At 49.4% G+C, this 16,097-nt stretch carries 17 protein-coding genes and 1 pseudogene; 11 read left to right on the top strand and 7 right to left on the bottom strand.

All coding sequences use genetic code 11. The features are described from left to right. Positions 1–16: 16 nt before the first annotated feature. Both hemW and rdgB read right to left on the bottom strand, forming a co-directional pair. Positions 17–1,186, bottom strand: a complete 1,170-nt coding sequence (hemW, locus tag REH51_RS09020; RefSeq protein ID WP_498937668.1) for a radical SAM family heme chaperone HemW — start codon at positions 1,184–1,186, stop codon at positions 17–19. Continuing rightward, positions 1,179–1,787, bottom strand: a complete 609-nt coding sequence (gene rdgB / locus REH51_RS09015) for an RdgB/HAM1 family non-canonical purine NTP pyrophosphatase (RefSeq protein WP_009723341.1) — start codon at positions 1,785–1,787, stop codon at positions 1,179–1,181. The genes hemW and rdgB overlap by 8 nt, the downstream gene beginning before the upstream one ends. A 284-nt stretch (positions 1,788–2,071) precedes the next feature. On the opposite strand from rdgB, the gene REH51_RS09010 reads away from it, so the two are divergent. The 6 genes from REH51_RS09010 (at position 2,072) to REH51_RS08985 (ending at position 6,736) form a co-directional block, all read left to right on the top strand. Further along, positions 2,072–2,764, top strand: coding sequence for a response regulator transcription factor (locus REH51_RS09010; RefSeq protein WP_009723340.1), 693 nt, complete (start codon positions 2,072–2,074; stop codon positions 2,762–2,764). A 23-nt stretch (positions 2,765–2,787) separates the two neighbouring features. Beyond that, a complete protein-coding gene (locus tag REH51_RS09005) occupies positions 2,788–3,267 on the top strand; it encodes a CsgE family curli-type amyloid fiber assembly protein (protein ID WP_009723339.1) in 480 nt (159 codons plus the stop codon). Continuing rightward, positions 3,267–3,683: a curli assembly protein CsgF gene (locus REH51_RS09000; protein ID WP_009723338.1), complete on the top strand. Its 417-nt coding sequence runs from the start codon at positions 3,267–3,269 to the stop codon at positions 3,681–3,683. The genes REH51_RS09005 and REH51_RS09000 overlap by 1 nt, the downstream gene beginning before the upstream one ends. Positions 3,684–3,755: 72 nt before the next feature. After that, complete coding sequence (locus REH51_RS08995) at positions 3,756–4,586, top strand: CsgG/HfaB family protein (RefSeq protein ID WP_498937666.1); 831 nt, start codon at positions 3,756–3,758, stop codon at positions 4,584–4,586. A gap of 257 nt (positions 4,587–4,843) precedes the next feature. Continuing rightward, the gene (locus REH51_RS08990; RefSeq protein WP_009723336.1) at positions 4,844–5,392 is read left to right on the top strand and encodes a hypothetical protein; all 549 of its coding nucleotides are present in this window, start codon (positions 4,844–4,846) and stop codon (positions 5,390–5,392) included. Positions 5,393–5,452: 60 nt separating this feature from the next. Further along, the gene (locus REH51_RS08985; RefSeq protein WP_009723335.1) at positions 5,453–6,736 is read left to right on the top strand and encodes a hypothetical protein; all 1,284 of its coding nucleotides are present in this window, start codon (positions 5,453–5,455) and stop codon (positions 6,734–6,736) included. 54 nt (positions 6,737–6,790) lie between these two features. Here REH51_RS08985 and REH51_RS08980 read toward each other — a convergent pair whose 3' ends face one another. The 5 genes and pseudogenes from REH51_RS08980 to REH51_RS08960 form a co-directional block, all read right to left on the bottom strand. Beyond that, the gene (locus REH51_RS08980; protein WP_498937664.1) at positions 6,791–7,168 is read right to left on the bottom strand and encodes a hypothetical protein; all 378 of its coding nucleotides are present in this window, start codon (positions 7,166–7,168) and stop codon (positions 6,791–6,793) included. 88 nt (positions 7,169–7,256) lie between these two features. Then, on the bottom strand, positions 7,257–8,537 hold the full coding sequence (gene hemL, locus REH51_RS08975) for a glutamate-1-semialdehyde 2,1-aminomutase (protein ID WP_498937662.1): 1,281 nt from the start codon (positions 8,535–8,537) through the stop codon (positions 7,257–7,259). Positions 8,538–8,573: 36 nt separating this feature from the next. Continuing rightward, positions 8,574–9,383, bottom strand: a complete 810-nt coding sequence (thiD, locus tag REH51_RS08970; RefSeq protein WP_498937660.1) for a bifunctional hydroxymethylpyrimidine kinase/phosphomethylpyrimidine kinase — start codon at positions 9,381–9,383, stop codon at positions 8,574–8,576. Beyond that, positions 9,383–9,814: a protoporphyrinogen oxidase HemJ gene (hemJ, locus tag REH51_RS08965; protein WP_009723331.1), complete on the bottom strand. Its 432-nt coding sequence runs from the start codon at positions 9,812–9,814 to the stop codon at positions 9,383–9,385. The genes thiD and hemJ overlap by 1 nt, the downstream gene beginning before the upstream one ends. A gap of 9 nt (positions 9,815–9,823) precedes the next feature. Beyond that, a pseudogene (locus REH51_RS08960) lies at positions 9,824–11,608 on the bottom strand (chloride channel protein). 198 nt (positions 11,609–11,806) lie between these two features. Here REH51_RS08960 and argC point away from each other — a divergent pair. From argC to REH51_RS08935, 5 genes are all read left to right on the top strand, one after another. Beyond that, on the top strand, positions 11,807–12,841 hold the full coding sequence (argC, locus tag REH51_RS08955) for an N-acetyl-gamma-glutamyl-phosphate reductase (RefSeq protein WP_009723329.1): 1,035 nt from the start codon (positions 11,807–11,809) through the stop codon (positions 12,839–12,841). 102 nt (positions 12,842–12,943) lie between these two features. Continuing rightward, entirely contained in the window at positions 12,944–13,297 is a 354-nt protein-coding gene (gene erpA / locus REH51_RS08950; RefSeq protein WP_498937658.1) for an iron-sulfur cluster insertion protein ErpA, read from the top strand. Positions 13,298–13,446: 149 nt separating this feature from the next. Next, the gene (locus REH51_RS08945) at positions 13,447–14,217 is read left to right on the top strand and encodes a transporter substrate-binding domain-containing protein (protein WP_009723327.1); all 771 of its coding nucleotides are present in this window, start codon (positions 13,447–13,449) and stop codon (positions 14,215–14,217) included. Positions 14,218–14,315: 98 nt separating this feature from the next. Continuing rightward, positions 14,316–14,987, top strand: coding sequence for an amino acid ABC transporter permease (locus REH51_RS08940; protein WP_009723326.1), 672 nt, complete (start codon positions 14,316–14,318; stop codon positions 14,985–14,987). Positions 14,988–14,998: 11 nt separating this feature from the next. Continuing rightward, positions 14,999–15,757 carry an amino acid ABC transporter ATP-binding protein gene (locus REH51_RS08935; RefSeq protein ID WP_498937656.1) on the top strand — a complete coding sequence of 253 codons (759 nt, stop codon included), beginning with the start codon at positions 14,999–15,001 and terminating at the stop codon, positions 15,755–15,757. Positions 15,758–16,097 lie beyond the last annotated feature (340 nt).

Raw genomic sequence — 16,097 nt, 5'->3', positions numbered from 1 at the left:
CTTTATATATCGCTGATCACTCATCGCTTATTAATGTCAGCAATTCGTTCAAGAATAATAGACCTTGAGGCGATGCACGCAGCTTTTCGGGCATTTCCATTAAAAGTCCTTTTTCGTACGCGCTTTGTAACCGAGCAAGTAACACGGAGTGGGGAAGACCTGTGTGGGCGGCCCAGACCTCCATTGTCACTCCATCCGTTAAACGTAACGCGTTCATCGCGAATTCAAGGGGCAGTTCTTGCGTTGCTATCGGCTGCTTGCCGGCCACAAAGCCACGCGGATCATTTGAACGGCGTAAATACGCCTCTGGCTGACGTGTTTTCCAACGCCTTTCAATATGCCGCTTCCCCTGACTATCGACCGTCGTCAGCTTTCCATGGGCACCCGCCCCGATACCCAAATAATCGCCAAACTGCCAATAGTTGATGTTGTGGCGGCTTTGCTGTCCTGGCTGCGCGTAGGCGGAGATTTCATAGCGCCGCAAACCGGCTTGTTCGAGACGTTGATGCCCCGCTTCCTGAATATCCCAGAGTGCCTCTTCTTCTGGTAACACCGGCGGGGGAGAGAAAAATGCCGTATTGGGTTCAAGCGTTAACTGGTACCAGGAGAGATGCTCTGGTTCCAAGGCTAATGCTTGATCAATATCCTCCATCGCTTGAGCTGGGGTTTGCTTGGGTAATCCATGCATTAGATCAATATTGAGATTATCAAACCCCGCCTCGCGCGCCTGGCGAACAGCATTGACTGCTTCTTGGCCGCTATGAATACGCCCCAAGGCGCTAAGCTGTTCAGGACGAAAGCTCTGAACTCCCAAAGACAACCGATTGATCCCAGCTTCTCGATAACCAACAAAACGCTGCTGCTCGGTCGTGCCAGGATTCGCTTCTAGAGTAATTTCAATAGCAGAAGAGAACGGCAATCGGAGGCGTATCTCTTTGAATAATTGATCATAAAAGTTTGGCGATAACAGGCTTGGCGTGCCACCGCCAATAAATATCGTTTGAATTTCTCGCCCGCTGGCCAGGTGTAAATCACCGTCCAAATCATTCAACAGGGCATTCAGATAAGCGGCTTCAGGCAGCTCACGAGAGCTTGGCTCGTGAGAATTAAAGTCACAGTACGGGCACTTACGTACACACCATGGTGTATGGATATAGAGGGATAAAGGTGGCAATGGCTCAGCCATGCGCCACCTTCAAAAGCTCAACTAAGCCCTGTAATGCCCGGCCACGATGACTGAGACGGTTTTTGGTTTCGCTAGATAGCTCGGCAACACTCATTCCTTGATCCGGTAGCCAGAAAAGAGGGTCATAGCCAAAACCACTGTTACCGCGAGGGTGGGCCAGAATTTCGCCTTCCCAGCTACGTTGCACAATAACTGGCACAGGATCTTCTGCATGGCGCAAATACACCAATACACACCAATAACGCCCACTACGCTGGCCTTCAGCATAGTTACTGAGCGAAGTTAATAACTTTTCATTATTTCGCTCATCACTTTTAGGCTCACCGGCATAACGTGCTGAATAGATACCTGGCGCACCGTGAAGTGCATCCACTTCAAGGCCAGAATCATCTGCTAATGCAGGTAACCCACTGATTTTACTTGCTTCACGAGCTTTCAATAGTGCGTTTTCTACAAATGTAAGCCCCGTTTCTTCCACATCTCGTACACCGAACTCGGATTGCGGACAAACATCGAACCCAAGAGGTGCTAGTAATTGGTTGAATTCTTTTAGTTTTCCTGCATTTCCACTGGCTAAAACTAAGGTACTGGACGAGGCCATAGAGATATCTCCAAAAGGAAGAGTAATGAGTTTACATAGAACAAAATTGCTTCTAAAGCAGACTATTTGTTACCAAATGTAATTATCAAAAACTAATTTATATACCACTTATATTAATAATAAGTACTTTTTAAACATGGTCTTATATGATTTATTCCAAAAAACTATATATATATTCAAATTGGATTTACCAGTTTTCTAATAACAAAACTTTACGGAATGTATCTTATAAGCAACACTTCAAAGAACACCTGCTCACTCTTTCTTTCCACGAGGACTTCCCGATGTCACAGGAAAAGACCATAGGTTTGGTGTATCTCATTACCGAACAAAGTCCGCAGTCACAGCTGTTTGCAGACTATTTGCTCGATCATACTCATTGCTCAATTAGCATTTACTCGCCAGACAGCACCATACCGTCTTCACCTGTCGAACAGCTGCTCATCTTAATCGACAGTGATCATATTAGTGTAGAAGCATTGCCAGACTGGCAAGAGAAGCTGCCAGAAACGCTGGCAAAAACCCCTCTCGCCGCCTTCAATATTCGCGATATGGATCATGCACTGGAAGCTCTCGCTTGTACTCAGTTAAAAGGAATATTTTATCGTAATGAGAGCTTAGAGGTATTTTGCAAAGGTATCCACGCGTTACTCAATGATGAGCTGTGGATGTCTCGGGACTTAATGGCAAAACTAGTTCTTTTTTACCGTAAATACCAAAGCAACGCATTTCGCCCCACCTGTGGTTTAACCAGCCGAGAAATGGAAATCATTTCTTTATTAAGCATAGGTTCTTCTAATCATCAAATTGCCGACAAACTATGTGTTAGCGAACATACTGTTAAGTCTCACCTTTATAATATCTTCCGCAAAATAAACGTGCATAACCGAATTCAAGCGCTTAACTGGATTCATCAAAATCTCGGGCCGATTCTGCCGAATATTGAAACTGCGCGTAGTTTACAGCGCCATCGATAGCCTCCTTCAAAGGTAATATAGCCATGAGTAAACTTCGCTATTTACTGATTGTTTTTATTAGCAGTTTTACGTTAACAACGAGTGGATTAGCAAACGAACAGGAAGAAGTCGAAGCAATAAACCAACTATCAAGCCCAGACGGCCCAGAAATACAAGAACGCCAAAATAGAAGTAGCGAATTAACCGGCGTCATGGTCGACCGTACCGTCACCATGGCTGGCAAGACCTTCTATCGCGCTTTCAGCCAGCGGGCAATGGATAACCTCATCATCGGTAATGCCACGATTACCATTCAAGAGCGTCCCGATGCCCGCTGGGGTAGCCAAATTGCCATCGTGGAAGGCAACCGGATGTACTTCAGAGCACAGCTTTCTCCAAGGATTAGCGAAGCAGACCGCGTAGCAGGAGACGCTGTAGAAATCGTTGAGGAGGCACTCCTCCAGCAGCAGCTGGCATCTGCCCTTACCTCAGATAAAGACTTGGGAAAAGAGGAGTTATTCTAATGAAAAACCGTATAAAAATTAGCTGTGCGACCTTTATAGCAACAATCGGAATAGGAATGAACGCACATTCGGGAGAGTTAATTTATCAACCTATTAACCCTTCTTTTGGCGGCGATCCATTTGTAGGCAGTTACCTACTGGGTAAAGCACAAGCACAAGATACCAACACCGACCCAAATGTGCGAAGTGGTCAAACACTTTCTTCTACTCAACGCTTATTACAAAGCTTAGAAAGCCGATTAATATCGCAGCTAATTTCCGATGTAAGCCGAGGCGAAGTCAGTGAGGGGAGCTTTGATAGCGATGAATTTGGCGTTGTTGTAAGCGATAACAGTGGTCAGTTAGTTGTTAGGGTGGTTGATAAAGTCACTGGAGACGTTACAGAAATTAGCGTTGGCGGTTTATTTAATCCTTAACACTAAAAACAATGCCAACCGCTAAAAACAAGTAATACCGACTAACGCTATCTGCTTTGTCAGGGGATCATTATGAAAATTATCGCCTCAATTGTCATCGCTAGCCTGCTGAGTGGCTGTGCAGGAATGGTGGCAACGTCTGAAAATTTAGAAGGTGCTGAAGCAACACTCACACCTAGAGGGGCTACGTATCAGGATCTTGTATCGCTCCCGCCACCATCAGGAAAGATTTTTGTCTCTGTTTATGATTTCCGCGATCAAACAGGACAATCCCGGCCAGCCCCTGCCAGCACATTCTCAACGGCGGTAACACAGGGGGCAGCAGCGATGCTTACCGGTTCGCTATCTGACTCGGGCTGGTTTATTCCACTTGAGCGCGTCGGGCTTCAAAACTTGTTAACTGAACGCCGCATTATTCGCGCAGAGTTCGAACGCTTTGGACAGCCCGATACGCTGCCATCGTTAAGAGCAGCGTCAGTCATGCTAGAAGGCGGCATTATTGCTTATGAATCGAACATACGAACTGGGGGAGCAGGTGCTGAATATTTTGGCATTGGGGCATCAGGCCAGTATCAGGTCGATCAGGTGACGGTTAATTTACGCGCGGTAGAAATATCAACCGGTGAAATATTAGCCAACGTCACCACGACCAAGACCATTTATTCAAAAGAACTACGAGCAGGCGTGTATCGCTTTATTGATTTTAGCCGCTTACTAGAAGCTGAGGCTGGCATTACGGCTAATGAACCTGTCCAGCTCGCAGTAATGTCAGCAATAGAGTCTGCCGTTATTCATCTTATTGCCAGAGGCATTGAAAATCGACTATGGAATCTTGCGCCAGGGGTTAGCCTTCAAGAATCCATTTTAAATGACTACTTAAATGCTCCAATCCCCATGCTGTAGCTTTCTTACAAGGGAACATCATTACAAAAAAAAATTAAAAGCCACTCTTTGAGTGGCTTTTTTAATATCTAAGTACATTAAATCTCAAAAGGCGATAATGTAATCAATGCGTTATTACTATTTTAATCCATAAATATAAAAAAGTATTAAAAAAATAATCGAAACATTAACAAATATTCTTATGGTGCCATTTTTTAAATGGTCCACACTCAATGCATGAAACAAAAAGACACACAAAGTTTCAAAAGGTAATAACAATGAAATCATCAAGCCTTCACTCAGCAACAAGCAAAGTAAGCGTTAAGCGCTATTACGCTTCGCTGATAGTGGCTGGCTTGCTGATAAACAATATTGTTTCAGCAAAAGCTAATAGTGATAACTTTTCAATAGAAGAAAGTACTAGAGTTGCTCAATACGCTCATCAAATAGACATTACATTAATGCAAGAAAATGTGAGCATTATAGAGCAGAGAGGAAACCAAAACCAAGCCAGTACTTTTCAGTCGCGCTCTACAAGTTACCAATCTGCCAACTTCTCTCATATATACCAGCGTGGTAATAATAACCATGCAAACATTACCCAAAACAATGGAAATAATATCGGTGTAATTTGGCAAGTGGGTAATAACCATAACGCTAATATTTCCCAACAAGGTAATAGCCTTTCTTTTAGGGCTGATATTTACCAGTTAGGTTTTAGTGGAGATGTATCAATTTCACAATCGGGCAGTGGCCAACGCGGTGTAAGTGTCCAGCAACAAAACTACTCGGGCAGCGCACGACCGGTCACTATCGATACCTACTGAGTTGCCACCTGCTTCTCAGTAAACAACCAAAGCAAGTTGATCGAAAAAAGGGGAAACACCATGAAACTGCAACTAACCGCAATTGCTGCCGCACTAGCACTTTCCAGCAGCATGGCCATGGCAACAACGATTGTTTCTACCAATAACCTAACTTATACCAGCGCTGGTGGCGGACAAGGCGGTGGCTATGGCGTAGATAACGACAATACGCCTATTGACGACACAGCGTGGGGGCCAACTGTAGGTGGTGGTGTAGGCTTCCCAACTAACTTCCAACCAGATTCCGCTTTCAACAACTACCAGACTGGCCCAAATGGCCTTGATAATATGCCCGGCAGTACGGCAGCAGTAGGGGACAACGACAGTACTATCACCCAAACTGCGACTGGCACCACAGGCAACTCGGCCAGTGTGCTACAGGGTGGTGGAGATCAAAACGAATCCAACATCACACAAAACCAAAGCGGTACAGGCGATGCTTTGAAAGCTGATGTAATACAAAACGGTACGCTTAACCGTTCCGATATTACTCAGGATCTGAGTACTGGCGGGGTTGCCAACGTTATTCAGGCCGGCAACGAAAACCAATCTCGCGTTGATCAGTTCGGTGGCGATGCCAACGGCGCTAGTGTCACCCAAGTGGGTGTTGGTCACAAATCCATTGTGAATCAAGGAGTCGTCGGCGGTGGTGCGGATAATAACGACGCCGTTGCCATTCAGTTTGGCTCAGCTAACCAAAGCTATATTCGTCAGCAATGGGATACCAACCAAGCCTTAGCGGTTCAAGTGGGAAATGACGGTATTAGTCATATCAAACAAGCAGGCAGCAGTAACTTAGCCGTTTTAGCCGATGATGGCTCGTTCAACAGCTCTTACATTCTGCAGGGCGCAGCAGGTACGGGAGATACCAATACCGCCTTAGTTGGTCAGAGCGGAATGGACAATGATTCTTATGTCTCTCAGTTAAATGGAGACAACAACTTTGCTGGAGTGGCCCAGTTAGGTACAGATGGTGAGTCTGATATCTTCCAAAATGGTAGCGGCAATACTGCATTAGTAGGCCAGTTCGGTGAAGGTGACGTTTCTTTCATTATCCAAAATGGTAATGGTAAAACAGCTACCGTTCTCCAGGATGGTGTTGGTATTGCAGGAGCTGAATTCAACGAGTCTTTCATCCTGCAAACTGGCGCCGGCATGCATACTGCAACTGTAAGCCAAACTCATAACCCAGCAAATGGCTGGAACAACATCTCCACCATCACTCAGATAAGTAGTACGGTAAACGCCAATGCCAGCGTAACTCAAGTGGGCAGTGGCAACCGCGCCTCTACCATTCAGTACTAATTCTTGGTTGACCAATGCTCTCAAACCGCCCCTTTTGGGGCGGTTTTTTTATGCTTAACGCACCACTACCGATAGCGTGCCACCTTTACCTTGGGTAGAGGAGCGCGAGCGGTTATTACCTTTCAAGATATTCACGTCTAACCGCTCATCCTCGCTTAGCAGTTTTACTGTGCCTTCTAAGGTGGTGCCTTCAAAGGTAAATTCAGCGGGTACGGTGCCACGTGTTTCGGGGTGTTCGATAGTTTCATCGTTATGAGTGATACGCCACTGGGCTGAAAATTCCGCGCCGGGTGTGCCGCCCATGGTGATGTGGATCTGAGTCATATCCTGCTCCTGTGCGGCCATCCCCGTTAACGGTAGGCCAAGGGGGAGAACAGCGGTTAACAATATGCCGTTAAAACGTGAAGAGTGCCAAGCCGGTTGCCGTTTCATGATTTGGTTACCTCACTAACCACAAGAGCCGCTCAATAGGAGCGGCTCTTGCAGTGTAGCAGTCAGCTGACAGGCTTGTTACCTAGCGTTACATAACGGCAAAGGCTTTTTCTGCCGCATCCAACGTTAGCTGAATATCTTCCGGCGTGTGGGCGCTAGACATAAAGCCTGCTTCATAGGCGGAAGGTGCGAGATAAACACCGTGATCGAGCATGGCACCAAAGAAACGACGGAAAGCATCGGGGTTGCAAGCGGTGGCTTGGGCAAAGTTATCCACACGGGATTGCGACGTAAAGAAAACGCCAAACATGCCGCCTGCAGACTGGGTCATCATCGGTACGCGGGCAGCGTTAGCACGCTCTTGCAAGCCGGTACACAGGGTTTGCACCCGCTGGGTCAGCGCGTCATGGAAACCAGGCACCTGCAGTTTGGTTAGCAGGGCAACCCCAGCGGCCATGGCTAGCGGATTACCGGAAAGTGTACCCGCTTGATAAACCGGCCCCAAAGGCGAGATATTTTGCATGATCTCTCGTTTACCGCCGAACGCCCCGACGGGCATGCCGCCGCCAACAATTTTACCTAAGCAAGTAAGGTCGGGCGTTACACCGTAATGTGCCTGAGCACCGCCTAAAGCGACGCGGAAACCGGTCATAACTTCATCAAAAATCAAAATACTGCCAGATTCATTGCATACCCGGCGCAACGTTTCTAAGAAACCCGGCTGGGGAGGAATGCAGTTCATATTACCCGCAACCGGCTCCACGATAATGCAGGCAATCTGCTCTCCGATCTCTGCGAAGCACGCTTCCACCCCTTCAGGATCGTTATAGGAAAGCGTAATGGTGTGCTCAGCAAGTGATGCGGGTACGCCTGGAGAGCTAGGTTCACCGTGGGTTAACGCGCCTGAACCCGCTTTGACGAGCAATGAATCCGAATGGCCGTGGTAGTTACCTTCAAACTTGACGATTTTGTCGCGCCCCGTTGTCCCGCGCGCAAGGCGAATGGCCGACATCGTTGCTTCGGTGCCAGAGCTGGTCATGCGCACCATTTCCATGGAAGGAATCATTTCACAGATTAGATCGGCCATGGTGGTTTCAACAGCGGTCGGCGTGCCGAAAGAGAGGCCGTTATCTAACCGTGCACGCACGGCAGCGAGTACATCCTGATCGGCGTGCCCGGTGATCATCGGGCCCCATGAACCGATATAGTCTACGTAGCGGTTACCTTCCACATCGAATAAGTAGGCACCCTGAGCACGCTCCATAAAAACAGGTGGACGATGGAGGCCTTTAAAAGCACGAACAGGGGAGTTAACCCCCCCCCGAATGTGGCGACTGGCGAGGTCAAACAGTTCTGCAGATGTGGTCATGGCATCCTCAACATTAATGGCTTACTGCCAATGAGATCAAAAGCGTACGGGGCGTGGCAAGCGTTTCGGTAAACACTGGCCGCTAGGGGGCTGATAACCATGAGACAAACTCTCCCAGGTAAAGTGCTGGGCTTGCTCACAGGCGGTTGGTAAGCGCTCACCAACAGCTAAACGAGCCGCAAGTGCTGAGGCTAATGTACAGCCTGATCCGTGAAATACTTCAGGCAAACGTGGCCACTGCCATTGGCGCGTGGTGTCAGGAGAGTGCAGCGTATGCACAACCTGTTGCGTATTACCCGGCAGTGGATCGTCAGTCGCGGTCACAAGTACACCTTGGCAACCCTGCGACAGTAGTTCAACGGCGCGGGCCGTGTCATCGAGAGGGTCGGTTATCTCAGGCGTCAGTGCAGCAAGCTCAAACCGATTGGGCGTTACTATATCCACAAGCGGTAGCAAACGATCAATATAAAGTTGCTGCAAGGCGGGTGTGGATAACTTAGCTCCTCCACCTGCTTTTAATACCGGGTCTGCGACGACGGGAATTCCAGGGAAACGGCGGATAATTTGTTCCGCTGCCCGCAGTGTCGCCTCATCAGCCAACAGCCCCAGCTTAATAGCCGCAATTTGCATATCACCTAACGCTTCTGCCATTTGCCTCATTGCAGCAGGATCTGCAGGCAGAATACGTATCACGTTATGGCAATTTTGAACGGTCAGCGCGGTTGGAATGGTGACTGCCCAGCCACCACAGGCGGCTATCGCTTTGCTATCAGCCACTAACCCAGCTCCCCCGGTGGGGTCGTGGCCAGCTAACACTAAAACAACGGGAGGAAGAGGTTGGCGCATCAAAAGGGCTTCACCACCGCCAGGATAATAATCGCGATTAACGCAATCACAGGCGCTTCGTTAAACCAGCGGAAAAACACATGGCTTTTGGTGCAGCGGGCTTGATCAAATTGCTTCAAATAAATTAAGCAAACATGATGGTAAGCGATTAGTAGTGCGACAAGCGCTAACTTAGCGTGCATCCAGCCTTGGCTAAACCAGCCAGGCACGAGATAAAGCATCCAGCCACCAAAGATCAGTACAATAATCATCGACGGCGTCATAATCCCACGGTAAAGCTTACGCTCCATGGTTTTAAAGTAAGTGATTGCTTGCTCATCGCCTGTGTCCCGCGCCATGGCGTGGTACACATACAGCCGCGGTAAATAAAACAGTGCGGCAAACCAGGTAACAACAGCCATCAAATGAATGGCCTTTACCCATAAATACATGGTCTCTCCTTAGGCGTTGGGCTCGCGGGGGTCAGTGTAGTGATAATAACGTTCGATAGCGCCACGCGTAATGATACCTGAAATTCGCTGCTGCTTTGGTCGATAACCGTGCACGACATAGAGCGCGCCTAGCGCATTGTCCTGAAGTTTTAGAAACGCTTCTGATAGCGTTGCTTGTAATCCGATAGGTGCCATTTAAAGCCGCTGACCGGGGATCTCAAGTAAGTCAATTCGTTCGTCATCGGGAGGAGCTTCGCCGTGCAGCGCTTCATCATGTTCCAGCAGCCAACGCGCAAGCTCAGCGGCCTTAAGCGCCAGCACGGGTTTTTCTGCGCTAGAGCGCTCAATGACTAGCCACACAGGATTCGTTTCCAACAAACGACGAGCTTGGTCAGGCGTGATCATGCGATCTGTGCGTACTAAATGGCGCTCCATTCCCGCCGGCACCGACACCCGCGAAAGCGCCTGCATTAAAGGCTGCTGTAACGGATGCAACCCATAGCGTACCGAGCTAATAAAAAAGCCTTCACAACCAGTAAGCTGACGAGATGTCAGGCAGGCAACCACGACGACAAGCATGCCAGGCAGCATGATATGAGGCGAATGGGTTAGTTCAAGCAACGCCATCAATGCGGCAAGCGGGGCTTGCAATACAGCGCCCATCATCGCCGCCATGCCCAGCATGGCATAAATGCCGGGGTCTGCCGCTTTATCTGGCCATACCCAGCCGCCCAGCATCCCCCCTAGGGCACCCGTGGCAGCACCTACCACCAAGACAGGGCCAATAATGCCGATAGGCACACCACCTGCCACGGTGATGGCAGTAATCAAGAGCTTAGCGATCATCAGTGCCAGCAACACAGTAATGGTCAGCTGATTATTCAACATAGCCGCAACGCTGTCGTAACCAATACCTTGTACTTCAGGAAACCACCACGCAACAGCGCCCGTTATCCCCCCGACGGCGCCTAACCTAAGCCATAGCGGCAACTGATGTAAGTGCTGACTACGCGAAATATGAATAAATCCGCCCGCTAATAGGCCAATCACCAAACCAATAATAACCACCCAAGGCACATTCATTAACGAACCTAGGGCAACTTCAGGAATGCGAAACGCCGGTTCGTTGCCATACACTAACTGAGCGACCAGTGCCCCCATGGTAGAGGCAAGTATTACCGGCATAAAGCTCATTAGGGTGTACTCCATCATCACCACTTCCATGGCGAAAATCACCCCTGCGATTGGCGTATTAAATGATGCTGATATCCCTGCCGCCGTACCGCAAGCAACCAACACCCGTAAACTGTTATTGGGCAAGCGAAGCTTGAGACCTAAACCACTAGATGCCGCTGCGCCCAGATGAATGGCAGGGCCTTCACGTCCCGCTGAGAGGCCACCCAGTACAGACACAACGCCTACCCACCACTGATTAAGCCAGTTGCGCATAGGGAAACGTCCCTGATGATAGGTGAGACGCTCTATAACATGGCCAACCCCTAACTTACGGGCGGCCGCCTTTTGGCGATAAAGCAGCGTGCCAATCAGCGTTACGGCAATAATCGGCAGCAGTGCACGTAGCCATGGCGCTAGCCCTTCAAAGGCCTCAGGATTGCCTTCAGGCATATAAAGTGCAGCGCCTACCTCTAGCAATAAGCGAAAAGCCACCATCACCGCGCCTGTGATCACCCCAGATACTAGCCCCAGCACACACAGCTGAGGCAGGGCATCAACGTTCGCCAACTGGCGACGAAAACTTTCTAAGGTGAAATCCGACCGGGAAAAACGTGCCACAACGTCCGTCCTTGCGCTTATTGTTCGTTTCTACGCATCATGTTCGCTTTAATGAACACATGCCTGTTTCCCCATAGCGCTCTTATGCGCCTACTCTCTTGTGTATCATAGCTAGCTACAGTTCAACAGCCTGTGGTATCTCATTAGGCTGCTAATTATTGTTGGGTCTGACTGTGCGTAATGCGCAAGGAGTGGTTTGTGATTAAGGTTGGCATTATAGGTGGTACCGGCTATACCGGCGTTGAGCTGTTGCGGTTGCTTGCCCTGCATCCACAGGTAAACGTAGAAGCCATTACCTCGCGCTCGGAAGCCGGCGTGAAGGTATGCGACATGTATCCCAACCTGCGCGGCCACTATGACGCGCTTACGTTTAGCGAGCCAGACGCCAAGGCGCTGGGTGCAATGGACGCGGTGTTTTTTGCGACACCCCACGGGGTCGCCCACGCGCTAGCAGGCGAACTGCTCGACAATGGCACTCGGGTAATCGACTTATCTGCTGACTTTCGGCTACGCGATGCCGACGAATGGAGCCAGTGGTACGACCAGCCCCATGGCGCCCCAGAACTGCTAAAAGAAGCCGTGTATGGCCTGCCAGAAATGCATCGTGAACAGATCAAAAAGGCTCGCTTAATTGCCGTGCCAGGATGTTACCCAACGGCTGTTCAACTCGGCTACCTGCCGCTTTTAGAAGCTGGTTTAATCGACCCAGGCCAGTTAATCGCAGACTGTAAATCTGGCGTTACCGGCGCAGGCCGTGGTGCCAAAGTTGCCTCGCTGCTAGCCGAAGCCAGCGAATCGATGAAAGCCTACGGTGCGTCCGGACATCGCCATTTGCCTGAAATTCGTCAAGGCTTAAGCGATATGCAGCCAAACGCCGTGGGGCTTACCTTTGTGCCTCACTTAACGCCTATGATCCGCGGCATTCATGCCACGCTCTATAGTACGCTGACTGAAGAGCCAGGCGATTTACAGGCACTCTTTGAGCAGCGTTACGCCCACGAGCCGTTTGTTGACGTCATGCCTGCAGGCAGCCACCCGGAAACTCGCAGCGTCAAAGGCAACAATACCTGCCGTATCGCTGTTCACCGTCCTGGCAATGGCAATACCGTGGTCGTACTTTCGATAATTGATAACCTTGTTAAAGGCGCATCAGGCCAAGCGATTCAAAACCTGAATCTCATGTTTGGCTTTGACGAAAATATGGGCCTCAACGCCCCAGCGTTGATGCCTTAAGGCACGACTAATTCCCAGCAATAGTTGACCATTTTGCTGGGAATTACCCATAATCACACTCCAATGTCGATTATTCGTTCTTAAAGCTCGCGGGAGGTACCCATGAGCGGTGCAGAAGCTTTTATTCCAACGCCTCTACTATTGTCTGACAGTGCTCGGAAACGCATCCAAGCACTCATGGCAGAAGAGGCCAACCCTGCGCTGAAACTACGCGTTTATGTCACCGGTGGTGGCTGCTCGGGGGTCCAGTATGGGTTTGATTTTGCTGAAAACGTGGCCGAAGACGACACGTTGATTGAATTTGGCGATGCCATCCTCGTGGTCGATCCTCTCTCCTACCAATACTTGGTGGGTTCAACCATCGACTATGAAGAAGGGTTAGCAGGTGCCCGCTTTCGTGTTCAAACCCCCAACGCTACGGCCACCTGCGGCTGTGGTGCTTCCTTCATGGTCTAACCAACGTTGGTAACAACCCCCTCCCCGTGACTTGACGCCTTGGTGGTTTCTCGCCAAGGTTAAAAGGTCAATAACGGTTGCAGACGTAATTTATAAGAGAAAATCTTCTTTAAATGACGTCACTAACCAAATAATACACGGGGAAACTAATGAATTACCTACTAAAAAAATCTGTCATTGCTACCGCTCTTGCTCTGGGTTTAGGCAGTACCACTATCGCGTTTGCACAAACGCCTTCTGTGAATGTGGCCACTGACCCAAGCTTTGTACCGTTCGAAATGATGGATCCTGAAACCGGTGAAATGATCGGTTTTGATATGGATATCATCAACGCCGTCGCCGAGCGCGCTGGCTTTGAAGTTAACCTCACCACGATGGAATTCTCTGGCATCATTCCCGCCGTCCAAACTGGCAGCCAGGAAATCGCCATCGCGGGCACCACCATTACTGAAGAGCGTGCCCAGGTCGTCGATTTCTCCGACCCCTACTATGACTCAGGTCTGCAAATCATCGTGCGCGCTGACAACGAAGATGTCTCTTCGATTGAAGACCTAGCAGGTCTCACCATTGCCACCAAAATCGGCTCTACTAGCTACGACTTCCTTCAGCAGGAACTCGGCGAAGATGCCGACATTACTCCCTATCCTGGCACGGCTGATATGTACATGGCGCTCTTAGGGCGCAACGTCGACGCAGTGCTGTACGACGCCCCTAACGTCGCCTACTTCTCACAAACCCGTGGTGAAGGCCGTACCAAGGTGGTTGGCCCACTATATGAAGGCCAGCAGTACGGCATTGTTTTCCATAAAGGCAGCGAGTGGGTAGAGCCTACCAACGAAGCGCTTGCCGCTATGCGTGAAGACGGCACCTACGATGAAATCTACACGAAGTGGTTTGGTGAAGCCCCCAGCGCTGAGTAACGCCGCTGTTCGCTATCACTAACAAGTGCTTTTCATCTCAGGGCCGGGCGGCTATTCCCCCGGCCCTGTGTCGTTGTTAATTTTTCTGGAGATAACGCGTGGACGTTAACTTTCAGTTTGATTGGTCGGCCGCATTTGGGTCGATCCCTTATCTGTTACCAGGTATTCCTTGGACACTGCTTATATCGTTTGGCGGCTTAGCTATCGGCTTCTTTATTGGCATTTTCTTTGGTTTATTGCGCATTAGTCCAGTGCGTTGGCTACGCTGGCCAGCGATTTTTTACGTCGAAGTTTTTCGCGGCACGCCCATTTTAGTGCAGGTTCTGTTTATCTTTTATGGCTTACCCCAACTACTGGGCAGCCCAATCAACGCATTAGTCGCCGGTATCGCCGCTATCGCCATTAATTCAGGGGCTTATATCTCTGAAATAGTGCGGGGCGGCGTGCAGTCTATCGAGCGTGGTCAGCGAGAAGCCTCTCTCTCATTAGGCTTGTCTCGAACCCAAGCTTTTCGTTACGTGATTTGGCCCCAAGCCCTACGGCGCATGATTCCTCCGCTGGGCAACCAGGGCATCATCAGTATCAAAGATACCTCGCTATTTTCAGTGATTGGGGTCGGTGAATTGGTTCGCCAAGGGCAAATTTATATTGCGACTACCTTTACCGCACTTGAGGTCTATTTCATGGTGGCGCTGATGTACCTTGCCATCACCTGGACTCTCTCTTTGATTCTGCGCCAAATTGAGCGCAGAGGCCTCGCAGGACAATAAAGGAACGTGCAATGACCTCTACCCAATCGCCAATTGTGCGTATGCAGCAGCTCAATAAGCATTTTGGCAGCCTGCACGTACTCAATAATATTGATCTTGAAATTATCCCTGGTGAAGTCGTCGTTATCATCGGTGCCAGTGGCTCTGGTAAATCAACACTCATCCGCTGTATCAACGGCTTAGAAGAGTTTCAATCCGGCTCTCTTGATGTTGATGGCAACCAATTACTGCCCAATGGTAAAAGCAGTAAAGCGCTGCAAACTATCCGTACTGAAGTCGGCATGGTGTTTCAGCAGTTCAACCTTTTTCCCCACTTAAGCGTGCGCGACAACGTCACCCTTGCGCCCATGAAAGTGCGGGGGTGGAGCCGACAAGATGCCGAAGATACTGCTGAAAGACTGCTAGAGCGCGTTGGTATTGCAGACCAAGCAGATAAGTACCCAAGCCAGCTATCGGGCGGGCAACAGCAACGTGTGGCGTTAGCCCGAGCATTAGCCATGGACCCCCGCCTTATGCTGTTTGACGAGCCTACGTCAGCGCTTGACCCTGAAATGATTGGTGAAGTGCTGGACGCCATGCGAGAGCTTGCCAAAGAAGGCATGACCATGGTGATTGTTACCCATGAAATGGGCTTTGCCCGTGAGGTGGCAGACCGCGTTATTTTCATCCATAAAGGCGAAATTGCCGAACAAGCCCCCCCCGAGCAACTGTTCGATACGCCACAACATGAGCGAACACAATCCTTCCTTGCACGCGTTTTGAAGCACTAATGTCGGAATTAATCTGACTTTTTTGCCAATTTTTACCCCGTTAAATGGCCTGTCACCACGACAGGCCATTTTTTTTGCCTGTGGATACTATTTTTTACACGCTTTGTTATATCGCGCTACGACACCTACCATGAGCGCAAATAAGCACTTTATAAGACACCAATCTCACTTGTTCACAGGTGCGGTAACAAACTCGGTATGAGCCGGTGGATAACCCGTTGTTTGTCATGCTTGTGTGTAAGTCGCACTTTCATCCACAGGAGTAGCACCGCTTCTACTCAGGTACTCCGCCGTTTAATCATGTAAAAGCTAACAATTTAAGTCGTTGAAATTAATTGTT

It is taken from the genome of Halomonas bluephagenesis, assembly GCF_054790765.1.
The sequence above is the reverse complement of the archived record's forward strand: the minus strand, read 5'-3'. Positions and strand labels throughout refer to the sequence as shown.